Genomic DNA, 18,286 nt, shown 5'->3' with positions numbered 1-18,286 from the left:
ATGTTTGATAATACGAGCAATATTTTTCTTTCTAATTATGAGGTTCAGCTTGATAACATCGTGGGGGCTATATGCGATATTTCCTACGATATAGGAAAACAACTGGAAGAGATTATCGAGATTCATAGTAAAGAAAAAGGATTTACCATCATTGATCTTTTTACAGAGAGTTTTATAAAGGAAATATCAAATATCAGATTAGAATCTTTAACCGGTCAAACTACAGAGGATGTTACAACCACAGGCTACACTATTCAGGAATTCTTTTCTATTATAGCTGATCATTTTAATAAAGCACTTTTTTATGATAATGAGTTTTTAAAAGCTCTTAAAGGCTCAGACATATTACTCGTCGACAAGGAAGCAACCACATTCCTGGGAATCGGCGAGAAAGCGAAAGATCGACTTATTCCAGCCTTAAAAAGCGCTAAGATCCTTAAAAAGCTTATATCTAATCTTAAAAGTGATAAAATCCAGCGTAGTCTGCAAAAGATTGACACTTTTGAAAATGATATTTTTTATAAGAACACTATTAAAGCTTCCAAGCTCGAAGGCCAACCATTGCTGCCTTATCTTAAGCTTTCCATCATAAATGAGACTTCAGTTCATCATAACATAGTTGACAGAGGTAATTACTGGATCAACGATACAGCCTATTTGACTCTTGGTGTTGATTTGACTGGGGATGTTGAATATTCGGTTTTGACCGACATTGAAAATGACAGGATAATAGGCTTAGTAATTAAAGGCATCTTAATACCTTACGCAAATGTCGATTTGGTCAAATACATCAAAACAGAACAGTTATACAATTATTATTGGACTTTATTCGAATATAGCTATTGTACAAAATCGACCACATTAAAAACGGCAACTGATCAAATGTTGGAAGAATTCAAAGCATTGACCACAGATGCCGAGTTGAATCAACTCCTTTCTCACTTAAAAAATAATTTTTATATAAAGGATAAAGAGAAGATTAATAAAAAGTTTGTCAAGTTCTTTAATGACGTCGTCATTCTTGAAAAGCTTGATTTTCTAACTAATTATTCATTTTTGATGTCTTCCAATTATCAAGATGAGACGGCTCTGGGGGTTTATAGCAATGAAAGACCTGAAAAGAGCTATAATTTATTACATTGGCTCAACCATAATGGGGAAACTAAAATTAACCACTTTCGCAGTCATGCGCCGAATGAAATAAAGAAGACAATTATTCATACATTAAAACCAGCTATTTGTTATTACTTCTTAGAAAAATATTTTGAAGATCTGTTTCAAAAATTGTTGGAAAATAACAATTATACTTTTTTGGCCAATCAAAAGTTGTATGAAAAAGGACAGCAGTTCTGTGAAATAGATTTTCTAGTACGAACTGAAAAGAAGTTTTATTATATCGAAACGAAAACGAAGCTATCTAAATTTTATATAGATGATTTTCTTAAAAAGACATCCAAAATGATTAAAAAATTTCGACCGATGACCGATAACAGCATCGAAATTGAATATTTCTTAATTGGCGGTTATAGTGATAATAATGTAGATGAATACCAGTATTTTATTACAAATAATGGAAAAAATACCGATGAGATCTATAATGTTCCGCGGCCTAATTTAAATACAAAGCCATACTTTTTTACTGTTCCGGTTCCTGATCAAGAAGGCAAACAAATTACGTGTATTGCAGAACCTGAATATAACAATCTTCAAAATCTTTTTCTTTCCTTATGCGTGAAATAAACCTACCAGTTACTAGATATTATGGTTCAAAGCGCAAACTAGTAGGAAGGATTTGGAGTGAGATCGAAAATCTGGATCTTGCTTTTGATTCAGTTTTAGATCTATTTGGTGGCACGGCCATCTTCTCTTACTATGCGAAGGTTATGGGTAAGAAAGTGATTTATAATGATATTTTTAGCTTCAATACTGCTATAGGTAGAAAATTAATTCAACAGACCTCGAACGATTTAAGTTATGAAGAAGCTCTAGCGCTATTACAGCCTAATCCCGACTATTTATATAAAAAAATCATACAGGAAAATTTCCGGAATATTTACTTTACGGATGCTGAAAACGAACAGATCGATATTTTTATTCAAAATGCCAACGAGCTGAAGGATGAAAATAAAAGGTTAAGTGCCTATTATATTTTATTTCAGTCGTGTATTATAAAAAGGCCATATAATCTTTTCCATAGAAATAACCTAAACATGCGCCTAAACTATAATGGGGGTAACTTTGGAAATAAAAAAACTTGGGAACGATCTTTTGAGGAACTATTTGAACGCTTTCTTAAAGAATTGGATGAATTCACTTTTGACAATGGTCGTGATAACTTAGCGGTTAACTTCAATGCTTTAGATTGCCAGGAGACTGCGGATTTGATTTATATCGATCCTCCATATTTCAGCTCAAGCCGCAACCATACCACCTACCATGCTAAATATCATTTCTTGGAGGGCCTGGCAAATTATGACAAAATAATTGATCACATCAATCACGCAAAGAATAACAAAGAAATCACAATTAATAAAAGCGATCACTTTGAAAAATCAGCAACATTTCTAGCCGACCTTGAAAGAATTGTACGGCGCTACAATGACTCAATTATAGTGATATCCTACCGGAATAATGGCATTCCAAGTGTACAATCCATTAATGATCTTTTGGTGCTATGCAGGCCTGACAGGAGGGTGCATACCTTAGACTTGGGGCTCTATGGCTATGCCTTAAACAAGGGCAATCAATTTAATAGTGAATTTTTGATCATAGGTACAAATAATATTATTTAAATTAACTAATTTTTGAATACTTATGGCCTTGGTGGAAAATCAAAATTATATTTCATATTCTTTTTATAAATAGATGTTCAATTTGTTTAAATTAAAAAATGGAAACCATCTGATGGATCCTGGATATCGTCTTTGAGTTAAAGTTCCGAGTTCTTGTATTTAGAAAATCAAATTTTTTGAGAATTAAGCATGAAGGGAAGTTTAGTTAAACCACCTCTTTCTCTCCTCAGTAATCACAAGCCATTATTCAGAACCACTATCGTTTACCTATTGATGGCAGAATGGGTTTTACACAAAATAGTAAAAAGTTATTTTGTCTTTTTGCCTGGATATAATTTTTCCATTTTTTGACAATGGGCTAAAGCTTTATTATCAGGAATTTCTAGGTAAAGCTTACCAAAAGTTTTTAAGTCTATATCAAAAGTGTCAAGGCATTTTAGAATAGTTGTAAAAAGAGGAAGAGATTGACACCTCATTATTGCCGTGATCGTTGCATTTCTCATTTCTATTCCAAGAGCCAGTTCTGAGAAGTTATAGATGAGACCAATAGGTTTGGGGTCACCTGCTTCCTGAAGCTCCTTTTTCCTATCGTTCAAATCAGCAATTCTAGACAAGAATATAATTGAAATTTTGCCTTTTACAATCTGCTTATTGACCTTTCCCATAGCACAATCAAAAAAATCTTAAATTTTTTCTTTTACGCTGTAGCGTAAAAAGAATTAATTTATTAGATTAGCATTATGTTAAAATCTGATTATTAAGGAGTAACCTTTTATTAACTATAGTATTTAACGGTACTGTTTTACGAGCCTCGTCACAAAATCTGACAATTTTCCGAACGAGGGTAAGTGAGACGGGCCTTAGCCTTATATTTGTGCATAGGGCGGGCTCTCTCCTTATTTATATTGTTCGGACCTTTGCGAAAGCAGGGGTGGCTTGTCAGAGCCATGTGGCAATAGAGTTTGGAGTTTTGCTTGCCCTTACTTTTTTGTAAGTGTTTGATGTCCATTTCTAAAAGACTCGTTTTACCATTTTTCATTACTAATGAAACGAGCATGATTGATTTACTTCCTTTTCTGTTGCAGACAGTAGCCTGTAGGATCCAGAGGCTGGAAGGGCATGCACTGCTGGTAAGCGGGTCATCTTGTTCTCTACCTATTACACATTATCTATTACCAGAGGAACTCGGCATCACCGCGGTAGATCGCCTGTATCCTTTGAAGCCCAAGAATCCTATTTGAGGATCAGGGCACTTTTTCTCTCTGATTGCTTCCGATTGGGCTTTGTATGTTTGGCGGAACGATCCTTACAGATCAGAGAGTGACGATTATTTCGTCATTGCGAGAAAAGCCCCTAGATGAAAAGAGAGGGGTTGCCGAAGCAATCTTATGAAGGTTTGTACTTCACACTTTGAGACTGCTTCGTCGTTCCTCCTCGCAGTGACGACAAAATGGAGATCATCTGCTGCAGCAGGTCAATAGCTCCATTACTTCTGTTTATTTCTTATTCATTAATGCTGGTTGCCTGAGAAAGGCAGGATGGAAGAGGTATGTCTTGAAAAATGTACCGAGTACCAAGTACAAAGAGCCAAGAATCAAGAAGTTAGAGTTGAGAGATTTCTCATTTGGAACTCCTTCGAAATGACCTGAAGGTCGGTTGTAAGGATTTTAGATTTCTTACTTAAGCTTTTAGCTTTCTGACTTCTGCTCACTGCGACTTCCTGCTTCCAACGCCGGACATCGGGCATCCGACACCGGACACCTTTCTTCCATCTTCGGTCTTCCGTCTTCCAGCTTAAAATCGTAAAAGCATGAAAAAACACATACTCATATGCTTAATGGGACTGCTATGTCTACCCATAAGCACCACCACAGCACAGGTTGCTGATTCACCTACTCCAGGGCAGGATTTGGTTTATTATGCCGGAGTCCATCGGGGCGGGGAGACCCGCTCCGATACCTTGAGTATAGGAGACCAGATTCCTAAGGGCATCGAATTCTCCGAGGTCTTGAAGTTTGACTCGGATAAGCTCCGATTGGACGATTACCGCGGCAAATACCTCATCCTGGAGTTTTGGGCGCCTACCTGCACAGCAAGTATTGCTTCATTGCCAAGGATGGCAAATCTGAGTCAGGAGTTTAGGGATCAGATTGCAATTATTCCTATGACCATCTTTGAAGAAGAGCGGGTTTCCGAGGTTTTTGCCGGTTACGAATCTCTTGTCGGGGTTGATTTACCCCTAGTGCTACATGCAGGTAAGATGCGAGAGCTGTTTCCGCATTCCACGATTCCTCATTTTGTTATCGTGGATCCAGAAGGGAGGGTGATTGCAATTACAGGTTTGGAGGATCTGACTAGTTCCAATCTGGAAAAAATGCTCACAGGGGATGCTTCGGTTTTCCGCTACAAAGAGGACCGTAAAATACTACTGGGAAGGTATGACAAACTGATTTCTGAAAGCCCCCAGGTACCTTCTAAAAACATCTGGTTTCAGTCTGCGCTGACAGGATATATCCCCGATGTATCGGGTTCTATCATTCAGGCATACGAGGACCTTTCCCATATCCGCATCGTCAATATGCCCTTGATTAGGCATTACCAGTTGGCATTTTCGGAAAAGGATCTGGTGGATTATTATGGGAGAAACCGTATTCAGACCAATGGATTTGAAGCCGAAGAAATCTTTACCAAAAAGACTGGAATGGATTACCTGGACTGGAAAGAACAGGGCAATCATGTCTTTGGCTATGAGTTGATCGCTCCTCCTTCTCAGAATCCCTATGCGCTGATGCGGGAAGATCTAAGCAGGTACTTCCCACATATCAACGCTACAGTCAAAAAGGAGCTACGGAAGGTGTACGCGATAATTCAGCAGGAAGGGGCTAGCTACCCCAAAGCACAGGAAGTAGAAAGCAGCTATCAAGCCGGAGCCTTTGGGCTTAGTATGCAAAATTATCCTTTGCAGGGCTTTGTCTATCACCTGAATGTTTACTTCTACCAACGCTCAGAATTCCCTATCGTCAATCTGACCGGGATAGATTACCCAATTGATCTGGAACTGGAAGCACAGCTATCCAGTATTTCCAGCCTGAAGCAGGCGCTTCGTCAGGTGGGTTTGGATCTGGTGGAAAAGGAAGTGGAGATCAACGTATTGGTTTTGGAAAAAATAGGGGAAGCTAAACTACTAGCCTTATGAAAAATCTACTTGTTTTAATTTTTGTTCTAGCCTGTTCCTCACTGGAACTATGTGGACAGAACCTGCAAGTTGTCGGAAGGGTGCAGGATCAGACTAGCAGGGAAGCGTTGATAGGAGCTTCGGTGCGTGTTATGGAAAGCGGTACTGGGAAAATTACCAATGAGGAAGGTGTATTCCGTTTTCAGTTGGACCCAGGAACCTATACGCTTCAGATCAGTTACCTGGGTTATACTGCCAGGGAAATCGAAGTGGAAGTTCCTCTTTCGGAAGAGTTGACTATCCTACTGATGCCTGAGGACTTTGAGTTGGGAGGGGTGGAAGTATTGGCTACTGGCTATCAGGAGATTCCTAAAAGCAGGGCTTCAGGTTCATTTGTTTCCCTGAATGAAGAGTTGGTGGATCGTAGGGTAAGTACAAACTTGATTGACCGAATGGAAGATGTTACTTCTGGTCTGATCCTAAACCGTACAGGTGACGTGGGGAGAGATCCCATTTCCATCCGAGGCAGAAGTACCTTGGGAAGGTTTTCCCAGCCCTTGATTGTTATAGATAATTTTCCATATGATGGGAATCTGGAGGATATCAATCCCAATGACGTATCCAGTATTACCGTATTGCGGGATGCCGCTGCAGCCTCTATCTGGGGGGCTCGTGCAGGAAACGGGGTGATCGTCATTACCACCAAATCAGGAAAGAACAACCAAGCAACCCGTGTCAGTTTTACAGGTAATGTCAATTGGATACAACCAACTGATCCTTTTCTTGCTCCAAATCTAGGAGTTGATGATTACATCGATGTGGAAGAAATGCTCTTCGGTCAGGGCTTTTATACTGCCTTGGAATCAGATTTTGGAAATGAGGTATTGAGTCCGGTGGTGGAAACACTCATCGAAAAAAGGGATGGCTTGATCTCAGCATCGGAAGCGGATGCTAGGATAGCAGCATTTCGAAGTTATGACCTCAGAAATGAGCTGAAACAATATATTTATCGTCCCCAACTTAATCAGCAATACAATCTGGGAATAGCTGGGGGAGGAAATTACCATACCTACCGGATTTCTTTAGGTTTCGACGATATACGACCGGAAATCAGTGGGGATGCTTCCAATCGGATTACCCTTTCCCTCAAAAATGATTTTTCATTTCTTTCGGATAAGTTGAAGGTACAGACAGCTTTTTATGGGGTGAAAAGCAAGTCTACGGATGCCCATATGGCAGCAGATGACATTACTTTCAGCAGTTATGCAGGAACCTATCCCTACGCTAGACTGGCAGATGATTCAGGAACTCCATTGCCACTAAATCGGGATTATCGCAATAGTTTTAAGGAGGAAATGGAGACTTTGGGCTTTTTGGACTGGTCTTTTGTTCCCTTGGAAGAAAGAGGAAGATCAAATTCAAATTCAGTTCGGGATGATTGGCGGGTAAATTTGGGATTGACTTATGAAGTGCTTCCAGGTTTATCAGTTCAGGCATTGTATCAATATTGGCAAAATACTGGTCTTACAGAACGTCAGTATCAGGACAATAGCTATGATGCCCGAAACCTGATTAATCAATTTACACAAATGGCAGAAGAGGGAGCTTTGTCCTATGCAATACCATACGGAGGTATTTATAACTACTCGAATTCGAGAGCTAATTCCCATTCAGGTAGGCTGCAAGCCAATTATGCTAAAGATTGGGAACAGGGGTGGAAATTAAATGTACTGGCAGGAGCGGAAGTAAAAGCCTTGGAGTCCAACGCCTTTTCAGGGAGATATTATGGGTATAATCCTGAATTGGCTACCACACAGGTTGTGGATTATGTGAGTTTGTTCCCCTTGTCTACCAATTCTTTTGCTACTGCACGTATTCCCAATACAGATGGAATCAGCTTAATGCGTGATCGATTCTATTCAGGTTTTGCCAATGCTTCGCTAATGTATCAAGAACGATACCTGCTCACTCTAAGCGCCAGAAAAGATGCTTCCAATCTCTTTGGCGTTGCTGCCAATCAAAAAGCTGTTCCGCTCTGGTCTGCTGGTTTGGGGTGGACGTTGAGCGAGGAAGGCTTTTATCACTGGAATTGGATGCCGTTTATGAAGCTTCGGGCATCCTATGGATACAATGGAAATGTGGACCGCAGCCTGACCGCCTTTACCACAGCGCGTTCCACTACATTTAATCCTATTACACAAATCCCGTATTCCATCATCGTAAATCCACCCAATGAAAACCTACGATGGGAACGCATCAAGATCCTGAATCTGGGTCTGGACTGGGAAAACAGATCAGGCAGGATTATGGGCACTTTTGAAGTCTATAAAAAAGAAGGATTGGATCTAATTGGAACAGTTCCTTATGCTCCGTCCACGGGAATTACGGCTTTTTCAGGGAATAACGCCGCTACGCAAACCCAAGGTTTTGACCTCTCACTGGAAACGGTCAATCTGAAAGGGAAATTTACCTGGTCTTCGGTACTATTACTTAGTGGAATTAAGGAAAAAGTCACTTCCTACGAAGATGAGATCAATGTGAGTAACCTCCTGAACTATGGTATAAACGGGTTGGGAGGAGCCTATTTTCCAATCGAAGGAAGACCGCTTTTTGGGGTTTATTCCTTGCCTTGGGAAGGTTTGAATCCTGAAACAGGAGATCCTGTAGGCTTGCTGGATGGAGAGGCGAGTGAAGAATACCGGGAGATTATTAATGAAGCTACCCTGGAATCGCTGGTTTATCACGGTCCTGCACGTCCTACTGTGTTTGGCTCTTTCAGAAATACCCTCAGCTTTCAGGGTTTCACTCTTTCAGCCAATATATCCTATCGTTTCGGGTATTTCTTCCGCAGATCTTCGGTGCAATATGAATCTATTTTGCAGGGTCGGGGCGGTCATTCTGATTATAGTCTTCGCTGGCAGGAAGCAGGGGATGAGTTGATTACACAGGTGCCTTCCATGCCAGAGGAAAGGGATGCATTTCGAGATCAGTTTTATAGAAGCAGTTCGGTCTTGGTGGAAAAGGGGGATCATATCCGGTTACAGGATATACGGCTCGGCTATAAAATCCCTTCCTCATCAAATAAGGCTGGGATGTTCAACAATGCTGAATTCTATTTATATGCGAATAATCTAGGCATGATCTGGAAAGCTACGGATACAGACTGGGATCCTGATTTTGGAACGTTTAAACCCAGGAAAAGCATAGCGGTGGGAGTTCAGCTGGATTTCTAAACAGCGAAAAGATCATCAAGAATTAAAAGGGGACTGGTCATACATTTTCTTAATCCTCAATGGCAACCGGGAAGTGAGGGAGGTTCCTCTTTTAGATCTGTGAGGGGAGAAATTCATGGCCCTATTTATCTTATAAACAATCAATCAAATGAAAAATATACTAGAACAGATGAAACGAAAGAAAGGAAGATTGACAATCCTGCTGTTTTGTTTTTCCCTCATAGGGCTGATGTCCTGTGAGGAGTTTTTGGATGCCAAACCGGATCAAAGCCTGGTTGTTCCCAAAACTTTGGCAGATGTGCAGAGCCTGCTGGATAATACGAATGTATTCAATGGGCAGGCAACTTTACCTAGTATTGCATCCGAAGAAGTCTGGATTTCCGATGCAGGCTATGCATCCTTAAGTAATCCTATTGAGCAAGCGGTATATATCTGGTCTGATGATCCCTATCCCTCCGGGTTCAGTGGAGACTGGAACGGGTTATACGAACAGGTTTTTTATGCCAATGTCGCATTGGAAGTTTTGGAAGATTTCGAAGGGGAGAAGACTGAATTGTACAATGTCTTGTTGGGTTCGGCTTATTTCTACCGTGGCTATGCTTACCTGCAATTGGTTTCTGAATTTGCGATGCCCTACCAGAAAGTAGGAGGAAATGAGTCCCTTTTGGGTATCGTCCTGAAATCCACAGCAGATGTAAATGAGAACCTGGAGCGAGCTAATCTACAGGAAAGCTATGATCAGATTTATTCAGATCTGAATAGAGCGGTAGAGCTGCTGCCTTCTACCAATGCACCCAAAACCAGACCAACCAAAGCAATAGCTTTAGGAGTGCTCTCCAGAGTATATCTAAATACCTTCCAATATGAATTGGCAGCCAAATCCTCTATAGAAGCTTTGGGGATTTATACTGATCGTCTGGATTTTAATAATATAGATGTAGAAGCTAGAAGACCTTTTACACGCTTTGATGAGGAGACTATATTTTACTCCACCTTATTTAGTTATTCCTATTTGAGATCTACTCAGGTATTTGTGGATTCAGCCTTGATAGATCTTTTTGAGGAAAATGATTTAAGAAAACCTGCTTTTTTTGATGAGACATCCTCTGGAAATTTTAATTATACAGGAAAGCTTTCTGGGGCTACACAGAATTTTGGTGGGATCAGTGTAGGGGAACTGTACCTGAATGCTGCGGAAGCATTGGTCAGAACAGGCGAGCATGACCAGGCATTAAGTATGCTCAATGACTTGCTTTCCTTAAGGTATCAATTAGATTCTTGGGTGCCATTAGCCGAATTGAACTTAGAAGAGGTATTGGAAAGAATTCTGCAAGAGCGGAGAAAAGAGTTGATAGGGAGAGGGTTGCGCTGGATGGATTTGAGGAGATTGAATCAGGAAGGTGAAACAGAAACTTTGGTGAGAGAAGTGAATGGGATTCGATATGAATTGGCTCCTAATTCTCCTAGATATGCATTTCCTATTCCATTGGATGAAATCAGCAGAAGTGGAATAATCCAGAATCCTTGATCCATAAAAACCCAAGGCTCAGCAGAGCCTTGGGTTAGTGCCTATAAGTTTTAAATTATAATTCTACGAATTCTCCTTCGCTCAGGACGTTAGGGATACCAGTCGCAGGGTTATCGTTGGAGAATTCTACCAAACAATCCATTTCACTGGCATTACACTCATAGTCTTCGGATTGAACCTGAATAGTGACATCCCGGTAGCCATTAGGTTGGGAAGTGTCTGGGGTCCAGATTTTAGTTGCCGTAGGTTCGCTGCCTATGACAGGAGCATTGAATGCAAATGCAGCAAAGGCTGCTATTACAAATGCAAAAGCAGGTAATCTTTTAATTAAAGTATTCATCGTTGTGTCCTGTTTTTTAACAAATCAAAAACAGGGAAAACGTTTAGGATTCCCGGATTGAGCTACATGCTGTTTACCGGAAGTGGTTAAAATACCTACTCTGTTTAAAGGGTTTTCGGCATCTCCCTCTTGCACTACCCAGTATAGTCTGGAGTCTCCACTTCCAGATTCGGAGACAGGTAATGCGGTAAATTGAGTTGATTTTCATTAAGCTATTTTTTGGGGTGGGATAATGCCTTTTCCTGCCCCGTTTTTTCAAATTCCTAGTGACAAGTCTTTATTCTTCAGAGCGATAGTGTTTAATTATTTACTCTTTAGATGGTGGTGTAATTAATATTTAGTTTATATTGTTTAAGGAAATAGTTGCTATCACCTACTAAAAACTTAACGCCTCAAGGCGGGATCTGAGGATTCCGCTTTTTTGTGAAGTATAGTCCGATGATACTTATTCCAATCATTCCACTGTTAAGCCAGAAATGTGCTTTCCAACTTAAGCTTTCTAAAACTCCCGCACAGTTGCAGGGAACTCTGGGAAAAGCTCCTACCCAGATCAATCCCACATAGGTGGTGAAGACGGTGAGGAGGAGGATACTTGAGAGGTATCCCCACCATCTACTGACTGAAAAGAGTAGGAGTAAGGCAATCAGCAACTCAATAGTCGGTACTGCATAGGCCAGTACTTCTGCCAGCTCTGCAGGAAAGGTCTGGTTATGGAATGCTTTTCTGCTGTCCTGCCAGTGTAGGATTTTGTCAATTCCAGTATAGGTCCATAAGAGGATCAGCAGGATGCTTGGGATAGCTGATTTTTCTGTGTTTTCCATTCATTTTAATGTTCGATGGAAAGTTGGGTATTATAAAAATCCAGAATTCACAAGGTGGGTGATAAACTTAAAAAGTGTATCAATTATACAATTTTAGATGGTTTTGAAAAATAAGTGATTGATTAGTTGGTTTTTAGATGTCGGAATTTTAAACTGGACTACTGTTTTTTTAGTGAATAATAGAACTAAGCAAGTTCGGCAGTTGGATCTCCAACTGTAAAGGCAATTTAAATGTAAGCTCTGGCAAGGAGTTTTGTTATCGGAAGTACTGTGTAATCTAAACAGTCATCATCATGAATGGGTATGATTTGGATCCAACGTTTTTAAAGAAACTTTTCGGACTGGAAGGTAAAGTGAGTGATAATGCTTTTGAAAAAGTAGGTGAATTTCTGGAAATAAGGATTGCTAAACGAAAAGCTACCATCCGTCATGCCGGTACTGTGGAAACCGAATCCAGGTTTCTGGTGGAAGGAATGATCGGGATGTACTATATGGGTAAGTTGTCCAGACTCTACTTTCCGGGTGATGTCTTTATGGATTTTGAATCCTATCAAACACAGATGCCCAGTAAATATCGCTTTAGGTCTTTGGGAGAATCTTTTTATATAAGCCTTTCCTACCTAAATGAAACGCTATTGCTGAAGGAAATACCTGAGTTCACAGACTTTTCAAAATCCCAGATTGCAAAAGTCCGACATTCTGATGTGGAATGGCATGCATTTACCCAGATGAACTACCGGGACAAACTCAAGGTGATTGAAGAGAAGTTCCCCAAGTTCACCTATGATCTGACCAATAATGAAAAGGCGAGCCTTCTGGGGGTAAGCTACGCTACAGCAGCACGTATTAAGAAAGAGTCCACTGGTAAAAAACCTGCTGATAAAAGTGGAAAACTTGGAAAATTGCTACACTATCCATTTCCTGCCTATGTCCACACTGATGCAGCTGAAATCGAGGAACAAACTGTCTCCTGGGCTTTTCACTTCCATTCAATCCTTAGGAACAACGTTGAGATCGCCTATTACAAAGAACAAAAATTCAGTTACCTGTCCTCCTGCCTGTATCCGGAAATTGATATTGAAAAAGGGGTTTGGATTTCCAAGCTCTACCTCTGGCTGTTTTATCTGGATGATTTGACAGATGATTTGCATGTCGGGCAGAAAGCAGGTTTTTGGGATTATCTACTGACTGGGGTTGATAACATCATGGGGGGTAAGCCATTGGGATTTAATCCTGATCGTATAACAGTTTTCCTAAATGCTTTTAGTGATCTGGCTACAGAATTCGATGCGCTGGTTTCTGGCCATAAGGAACTGAAGGGACTGATATTTTCCGAGGTTCTGAATTATATGCAAAAGAATAAAATTGAAGCGGAATTTAAGGACAAAAAGACTCTGCCTAGTTGGGAAGAATACCAGGTTATCAGGCCAGCTTTTTCAGGAGGAAATCTAGCCTTGGCCCTTTGTGCCTTTGAATCAAGTGAGAATTTTTCAAGTGATTCTTTTGATTGGAAAGAAACATCCGATCTCCGTGTACAGGCTGCCAAGCTGATCTACTTATCCAACGACTTGATATCTTACCAAAAAGAAACTGATAGAGGTGATTTTATGAATGCCGTGGCGTTATTGATGCAACATAAAGGAATGAGTTTCAAAGAGGCCCAGCAGGAAATTTTGAACCTGCATGCGGAAACACTGGAGGAATTTATGGTGCTGGAAAGAAGATGGAGAGAGGAATACAAGCCTGAAAACAGTGGTATACTGAAATACCTCAAGCAGATCAAATACAAGATTGCAGGTTCAGTGCATTGGTCACTTTCGATTTCTCCACGCTACAGGAAGAGTTGATTCTTCACTTAAAATTCTAATTTATGAGCATTCTCGCGTTTTCGGACCAGATAATCTCCAGACTGAAAAATGATCTGGAGGTTTTGAAAATGGATGGAGAAAACAAGCTCATCCAATTTGAATCTGCCTTTCACCTAGTGGATAGGGCTTTGGATAAGATCAAACTGTTCATGGATAAATACGAATTTGCGTCTGATACGGAGGAGATAGAATTCTTCAAACACCATATGACCTACCTCCTAAGGGAGTCTGTCTATTTCTCCGAGCTTTTCAATATGGAGTCTGTCAAACCGGCTGGGTCGGAACATGAAATCAGAAAATTCTACGAAAAGGAATTGCTGAGTGTACAGGAGTTCTTACAAAGCAACCAGAACCTTTACAATTATCTCCTAATGAGAAAAGAGAACCAGGACAAGGTTTTTTTCTTAAGAAGTGCTCAGGCGCCAGTATATAAGCCGAATTTATTCTGGCATACCCTGGATACCAGATATTGTACTGTCTATACTTTGTATTGTGCCAGGATCATGGGCACTCTTTCATTGGCAGGCTATATCCATGATCAACTATTGTTCTTACATGACGCCAAGAGCCCAGTTAATGAAGGTAAAAATCCCCAATTGCTTTGGACTGGGAAAAAGGCGGACTTGGTGGAATTGGTATATGCCCTGAAAACTTCAAATGCAATAAATTACGGAAATGCCAGTGTTACGGAATTGGCAACCATTCTTGCAGAAGTATTCGGTAGGGAACTGCAAGGGTATTATAGAACCTTCCTGGAAATTAAGACGCGTAAGAAAAATAGGACTGTATTTCTCGACAAGTGCAAAGAAAGTCTGGAGGCTTATATGAGTAGTTTTGAAGCTGCGAAGTAGTAATCATTCCCTACGTATTAGGATTAAAAAAAGGCACTGAATGAGTTGAGAGGCAATCAGAGTTCTGGAAATAAATAAGGAGGATATGAAAGCATTTGTAGAAAAGCTTTTTGAGGAGATGGAGTTGTCACTGAAAGAGGTGGCGAAAGAAACTTCAAGCGAAATACAAAAAGCTGAGAAAAGTGGAAGAGCTGTCCATGCTATTTTACTCAAACTTAAATTGTTTATGGGGGGATATCAATTTGCTGATAGTACCGAGGAGATAAAGTTCTTTAAGGAGTACAAACCTCTATTTTATAAAGAACTAATATTTTATTCTGAGCTTACCTACATTGAATCAAGAAGACCTATAGGAAAGAAAGAGCTTATCAAGTCGTATTATCATCATGTAATGGATCAGATTCAGGATTTTTTTGCTAGAAACCATCAGCTCTATATCTACCATCAGTTGGATAGGAGTGACCAGGACGAACAGCTGTTTTTAAGAAATTCTCTCCCTGTTTCATTTATCCCAGATTATTCCTTTGATTTTGACCCGGAGTTTTCTACAGTGAACAGCAGTAAGTTGGCCAAAATAATGGCTTATGAAAGTCTGATTGAATATATGCAAGAACAGTTAATAAAATTAGAATTGGGGCTAGGTAAAAGTGGGGACAAAAATTCAAACCATGAATGGACGGACTCAAAGTCTGCATTGATTGAATTGGCTTATGCGCTGCATTCAAGAGGCTCTGTAAATCACGGAAAGAGTGATGTGAAGATGATCATATCGATTCTGGAGAAAATCTTTCATGTGAAAGTTGGGAATTTCTACCGCACATTCCAGAGCATGAGGGGCAGAAAAAAAGGGAGAACAATCTTTTTGGATGGTCTGAAGGAAAGCTTGGTGAAGCGGATGGATGATACGGATATGGGATATCAATAGGACAAATTATGTTTTGGGAAAATTTATTTATTGTATCGGTAGGAATTTGTCTTTTGGGAGGAGGCTTTGCGTTGAGGGTATGGGTGAATCGTAGGAGGTTTTACCGGCGAGGACCTGGAGGCTTGCAATATTATTCCAGATATAGCAAAGCAGTTTTAAGTTCTATGGTTGAAGGTTTTATGATGTTTGTGAGTATTCCAATGATGATCTTGGGAATGCTGATTATATTTTTATGGAGCATTTATCTGATTGACAGAGGTAAGTATAAAATTCAAGACTCTGATAAAACAGAAAAAAGTCAAGAAGATCCCACAGCCCACTTCCTTGTTCCGGCGGAACAGGGCTTTGGCAAAAGATTGATCTACCCTTTACAAACCGATTCATTCCCTCCGTCAATGAATCGATTTGTATAAGGTAGGTTTGATCATTGTAATGATACCTAAGCTTTCTGTATTTTTTAGCAATAAGTAGCCTGTTTCTCCTAGCCTTGACTTGTCAGCCTTTTAAGTTTGGAACTTAGGGTAGTTAGTCCCGCTTTCTCCAAGCTATCGGAGATAATAGCATTCAGCTCTTCTTCTGATTCTTTTGAAATACGAATAGGGTTTTTACCGGGTTCAGATTTTTGTTCCATTCCACGTGTGATTACTTCACTTAGTAATAACACGGTTTTGCGGGGAATTTTCAGATCGATTTTTACTGTGTCATTCATGCCTGGAACGGCAAGTAGGGTATCGTAAATTGTTTCAAGAGATGAGATAGCCATGGCTTCTTTGGTTTTGAGTTGGAAATAATGTTTTCCTAAAACTACTGTCTATCAATGAAATGAGCCTATTTAGAAATTGATCAGGATAGGTAAATGATCCAAGCACTTTTTATACTTGTATCACCTACTGACTGGGATTTTGAAATGGACCAGAGATTTTTCCAAAGCTTCAAAAACCTTAAAAAGCTAACGGGATTTCCTGTGTCCTCCGAAATCGGCAAGATGTACGGTTGTATCACAACCGGATCTTGAAACCCCTAACTCCGAAGTCGTGGGGTTGGAATTTGTAAAGATGTAGAACAGTGAAAAAAGATCGTGATGAAGGAAGAAAACAAGAGAAACAAATGGCTGCATGTTAGACTGACACTCCAAGAATATGAGAAAATCCAAACTGCATTTGGGCAGACAGTCCATGAAAGCCTAAGTGATTATACCAGAAAATTGCTTTTGAAAAAGCTTGTTATCGGGAGGTATAAGGATACCGGAATGCAGGAACTTTTGGCCGAGTTAACATCGCTGAGGAGAGACTTGCATGGTATTGCTACCAACTATAATCAGTTGGTGAAAAAGATAAATTCAACTGCTGGAAATGAACTAAAAATTCACCTTTCTGAGGGAAAGATATTACAGCGGGTGATTGAAGATTCACTGAAATCGGTTACCCTTTTTATCAATCAATCAGCAGCGAAATGGTTGCAATCATAAAGACCAGCGCTTCTTTAAGACGACCATTCCACTACAATGAAAATAAGGTAGAACAAGGAGTGGCTGAATTGCTTTTGATCCAGAACTATCCGGTTGAGGAAGCGGTCAAGTCAGCAGATATTCGTTTGAAATACATGCTTAAACTGACTGAATTGAACTCCAAAACTTCAGTGAATTCAGTGCATATTTCTCTCAATTTTGCTCCTGGAGAGGATTTTGAAAAAGAAAAATCACAAAAGATTGCCAAGGAATACATGCATGGGATTGGGTTTGAAAACCAACCTTATCTGGTGTATAAACATACCGATGCAGGTCACCCACATCTGCATATAGTCACTACGAATATTGGCTTGGATGGTAAGCGGATTGCTCTCCATAATATCGGAAAACTCAAGTCTGAACCGACCCGAAAAGCCATCGAAAAACAGTTTGGTTTGGTGCCAGCCGAGTCTCAGAAACAGGGCCTTTTTATAGCAAAGCCTGTGTCGATTTCCAAACTGGACTATGGTAAATCTGAGACTAAGAGAGCTATTGGAAATGTATTGCAACATGTGTTAAGAAACTACAGCTACACTTCCTTGCCTGAACTAAATGCGTTATTGAAAGGCTATCGGATTTTGGCTGACCGTGGGACTGAAGAATCACGAATTTTCAAAAATAGAGGACTGGTTTACCGGGTGTTGGATGGTCAAGGAAATAAAGTTGGGGTACCTGTAAAGGCAAGCAGTTTTCATTTTCCTGCTACACTTAATGCCATAGAATCAAAGTTTGAATTCAATAAAACAGAACGTAAGAAATATATCAATTCCATTCGCTCAGCAATTGATCTGACTGTATTGAAGATGCATAAAAGCAGTTTGGATGAGGTAATAAAATGCCTGGAGAAGCAGGGCATTGTCACGGTCAAACGGGAGAATCAAGAAGCTCGATTGTATGGGGTCACTTTTGTGGACCATCGAACCAAATGTGTGTTTAATGGAAGTGCATTAGGTAAGAAATACAGTGCGAATGGACTGTTGGATCGAATAGGAAATAATCAGAAAAATGACACGGTCGCTCCCAAATCATACGTCAAATCAACAAGTCAATCGCAGGAAAACCCAAGAGATCAGCGACTAATTCTACCTGTTCCTGATAAGGAAACCAGAATTTCCAATAGCTCTTCAAGAGGTATGTTGGACACAGTAATAGCTCCAGAGGAGACGTATAGTTATTTGCCATTTGAATGGAGGAAGAAGAAACGGAAAAAGAGAAAGCAAGTAAAATAAGAGGGATAAACTAAGAG

At 40.1% G+C, this 18,286-nt stretch carries 15 protein-coding genes; 11 read left to right on the top strand and 4 right to left on the bottom strand.

Annotated elements, in window-relative coordinates:
* On the top strand, window positions 1–1,740 hold the full coding sequence (locus tag LV83_RS14755; protein WP_111612314.1) for a nuclease-related domain-containing protein: 1,740 nt from the start codon (window positions 1–3) through the stop codon (window positions 1,738–1,740).
* On the top strand, window positions 1,728–2,792 hold the full coding sequence (locus LV83_RS14750) for a DNA adenine methylase (RefSeq protein WP_111612313.1): 1,065 nt from the start codon (window positions 1,728–1,730) through the stop codon (window positions 2,790–2,792). The genes LV83_RS14755 and LV83_RS14750 overlap by 13 nt, the downstream gene beginning before the upstream one ends.
* 308 nt (window positions 2,793–3,100) lie before the next feature.
* On the opposite strand, the gene LV83_RS14745 is transcribed toward LV83_RS14750, so the two are convergent.
* On the bottom strand, window positions 3,101–3,457 hold the full coding sequence (locus LV83_RS14745) for a hypothetical protein (protein WP_111612312.1): 357 nt from the start codon (window positions 3,455–3,457) through the stop codon (window positions 3,101–3,103).
* A gap of 1,145 nt (window positions 3,458–4,602) precedes the next feature.
* Here LV83_RS14745 and LV83_RS14740 point away from each other — a divergent pair.
* The 3 genes from LV83_RS14740 to LV83_RS14730 all read left to right on the top strand — a co-directional run bounded on the left by LV83_RS14740 (window position 4,603) and on the right by LV83_RS14730 (window position 10,728).
* The gene (locus LV83_RS14740; RefSeq protein WP_111612311.1) at window positions 4,603–5,988 is read left to right on the top strand and encodes a TlpA family protein disulfide reductase; all 1,386 of its coding nucleotides are present in this window, start codon (window positions 4,603–4,605) and stop codon (window positions 5,986–5,988) included.
* Window positions 5,985–9,200, top strand: coding sequence for a SusC/RagA family TonB-linked outer membrane protein (locus LV83_RS14735; RefSeq protein WP_111612310.1), 3,216 nt, complete (start codon window positions 5,985–5,987; stop codon window positions 9,198–9,200). The genes LV83_RS14740 and LV83_RS14735 overlap by 4 nt, the downstream gene beginning before the upstream one ends.
* A gap of 148 nt (window positions 9,201–9,348) precedes the next feature.
* A complete protein-coding gene (locus LV83_RS14730) occupies window positions 9,349–10,728 on the top strand; it encodes a RagB/SusD family nutrient uptake outer membrane protein (RefSeq protein ID WP_111612309.1) in 1,380 nt (459 codons plus the stop codon).
* Window positions 10,729–10,783: 55 nt separating this feature from the next.
* Here the strand turns inward: LV83_RS14730 and LV83_RS14725 are convergent, their stop codons facing one another.
* Window positions 10,784–11,068, bottom strand: coding sequence for a DUF6520 family protein (locus LV83_RS14725; protein ID WP_111612308.1), 285 nt, complete (start codon window positions 11,066–11,068; stop codon window positions 10,784–10,786).
* A gap of 392 nt (window positions 11,069–11,460) precedes the next feature.
* Window positions 11,461–11,889: a MauE/DoxX family redox-associated membrane protein gene (locus LV83_RS14720; protein ID WP_111612307.1), complete on the bottom strand. Its 429-nt coding sequence runs from the start codon at window positions 11,887–11,889 to the stop codon at window positions 11,461–11,463.
* A 293-nt stretch (window positions 11,890–12,182) separates the two neighbouring features.
* Between LV83_RS14720 and LV83_RS14715 the strand changes: the two genes are divergently transcribed.
* The 4 genes from LV83_RS14715 (at window position 12,183) to LV83_RS21530 (ending at window position 15,946) form a co-directional block, all read left to right on the top strand.
* Window positions 12,183–13,736 (top strand): terpene synthase family protein, encoded by a 1,554-nt coding sequence (locus LV83_RS14715; protein ID WP_111612306.1) that lies wholly within the window; start codon window positions 12,183–12,185, stop codon window positions 13,734–13,736.
* A 23-nt stretch (window positions 13,737–13,759) separates the two neighbouring features.
* Window positions 13,760–14,608, top strand: a complete 849-nt coding sequence (locus tag LV83_RS14710) for an RteC domain-containing protein (protein WP_111612305.1) — start codon at window positions 13,760–13,762, stop codon at window positions 14,606–14,608.
* 85 nt (window positions 14,609–14,693) lie between these two features.
* Window positions 14,694–15,533, top strand: a complete 840-nt coding sequence (locus tag LV83_RS14705) for an RteC domain-containing protein (RefSeq protein ID WP_111612304.1) — start codon at window positions 14,694–14,696, stop codon at window positions 15,531–15,533.
* Window positions 15,534–15,697: 164 nt separating this feature from the next.
* Window positions 15,698–15,946: a hypothetical protein gene (locus LV83_RS21530; protein ID WP_211320487.1), complete on the top strand. Its 249-nt coding sequence runs from the start codon at window positions 15,698–15,700 to the stop codon at window positions 15,944–15,946.
* Window positions 15,947–16,014: 68 nt separating this feature from the next.
* Here LV83_RS21530 and LV83_RS14695 read toward each other — a convergent pair whose 3' ends face one another.
* The gene (locus LV83_RS14695) at window positions 16,015–16,296 is read right to left on the bottom strand and encodes a hypothetical protein (protein ID WP_111612302.1); all 282 of its coding nucleotides are present in this window, start codon (window positions 16,294–16,296) and stop codon (window positions 16,015–16,017) included.
* Window positions 16,297–16,614: 318 nt separating this feature from the next.
* Between LV83_RS14695 and LV83_RS14690 the strand changes: the two genes are divergently transcribed.
* Both LV83_RS14690 and LV83_RS14685 read left to right on the top strand, forming a co-directional pair.
* Window positions 16,615–17,001 carry a plasmid mobilization protein gene (locus tag LV83_RS14690; protein ID WP_111612301.1) on the top strand — a complete coding sequence of 129 codons (387 nt, stop codon included), beginning with the start codon at window positions 16,615–16,617 and terminating at the stop codon, window positions 16,999–17,001.
* Window positions 16,986–18,269, top strand: a complete 1,284-nt coding sequence (locus LV83_RS14685) for a relaxase/mobilization nuclease domain-containing protein (protein ID WP_111612300.1) — start codon at window positions 16,986–16,988, stop codon at window positions 18,267–18,269. The genes LV83_RS14690 and LV83_RS14685 overlap by 16 nt, the downstream gene beginning before the upstream one ends.
* The last annotated feature ends 17 nt before the right edge of the window (window positions 18,270–18,286 follow it).

The organism is Algoriphagus yeomjeoni, from assembly GCF_003259505.1.
Taxonomy (GTDB): Bacteria; Bacteroidota; Bacteroidia; order Cytophagales; family Cyclobacteriaceae; genus Algoriphagus; species Algoriphagus yeomjeoni.
The sequence above is the reverse complement of the archived record's forward strand: the minus strand, read 5'-3'. Positions and strand labels throughout refer to the sequence as shown.

Bases quoted from the DNA above. Each gene is read 5' to 3' on its own strand.
- LV83_RS14755 (WP_111612314.1), top strand. From the start codon at position 1: ATGTTTGATAATACGAGCAATATTTTTCTTTCTAATTATGAGGTTCAG.
- LV83_RS14750 (WP_111612313.1), top strand. From the start codon at position 1,728: ATGCGTGAAATAAACCTACCAGTTACTAGATATTATGGTTCAAAGCGC.
- LV83_RS14745 (WP_111612312.1), bottom strand. From the start codon at position 3,457: ATGGGAAAGGTCAATAAGCAGATTGTAAAAGGCAAAATTTCAATTATA.
- LV83_RS14740 (WP_111612311.1), top strand. From the start codon at position 4,603: ATGAAAAAACACATACTCATATGCTTAATGGGACTGCTATGTCTACCC.
- LV83_RS14735 (WP_111612310.1), top strand. From the start codon at position 5,985: ATGAAAAATCTACTTGTTTTAATTTTTGTTCTAGCCTGTTCCTCACTG.
- LV83_RS14730 (WP_111612309.1), top strand. From the start codon at position 9,349: ATGAAAAATATACTAGAACAGATGAAACGAAAGAAAGGAAGATTGACA.
- LV83_RS14725 (WP_111612308.1), bottom strand. From the start codon at position 11,068: ATGAATACTTTAATTAAAAGATTACCTGCTTTTGCATTTGTAATAGCA.
- LV83_RS14720 (WP_111612307.1), bottom strand. From the start codon at position 11,889: ATGGAAAACACAGAAAAATCAGCTATCCCAAGCATCCTGCTGATCCTC.
- LV83_RS14715 (WP_111612306.1), top strand. From the start codon at position 12,183: ATGAATGGGTATGATTTGGATCCAACGTTTTTAAAGAAACTTTTCGGA.
- LV83_RS14710 (WP_111612305.1), top strand. From the start codon at position 13,760: ATGAGCATTCTCGCGTTTTCGGACCAGATAATCTCCAGACTGAAAAAT.
- LV83_RS14705 (WP_111612304.1), top strand. From the start codon at position 14,694: ATGAAAGCATTTGTAGAAAAGCTTTTTGAGGAGATGGAGTTGTCACTG.
- LV83_RS21530 (WP_211320487.1), top strand. From the start codon at position 15,698: ATGGTTGAAGGTTTTATGATGTTTGTGAGTATTCCAATGATGATCTTG.
- LV83_RS14695 (WP_111612302.1), bottom strand. From the start codon at position 16,296: ATGGCTATCTCATCTCTTGAAACAATTTACGATACCCTACTTGCCGTT.
- LV83_RS14690 (WP_111612301.1), top strand. From the start codon at position 16,615: ATGAAGGAAGAAAACAAGAGAAACAAATGGCTGCATGTTAGACTGACA.
- LV83_RS14685 (WP_111612300.1), top strand. From the start codon at position 16,986: ATGGTTGCAATCATAAAGACCAGCGCTTCTTTAAGACGACCATTCCAC.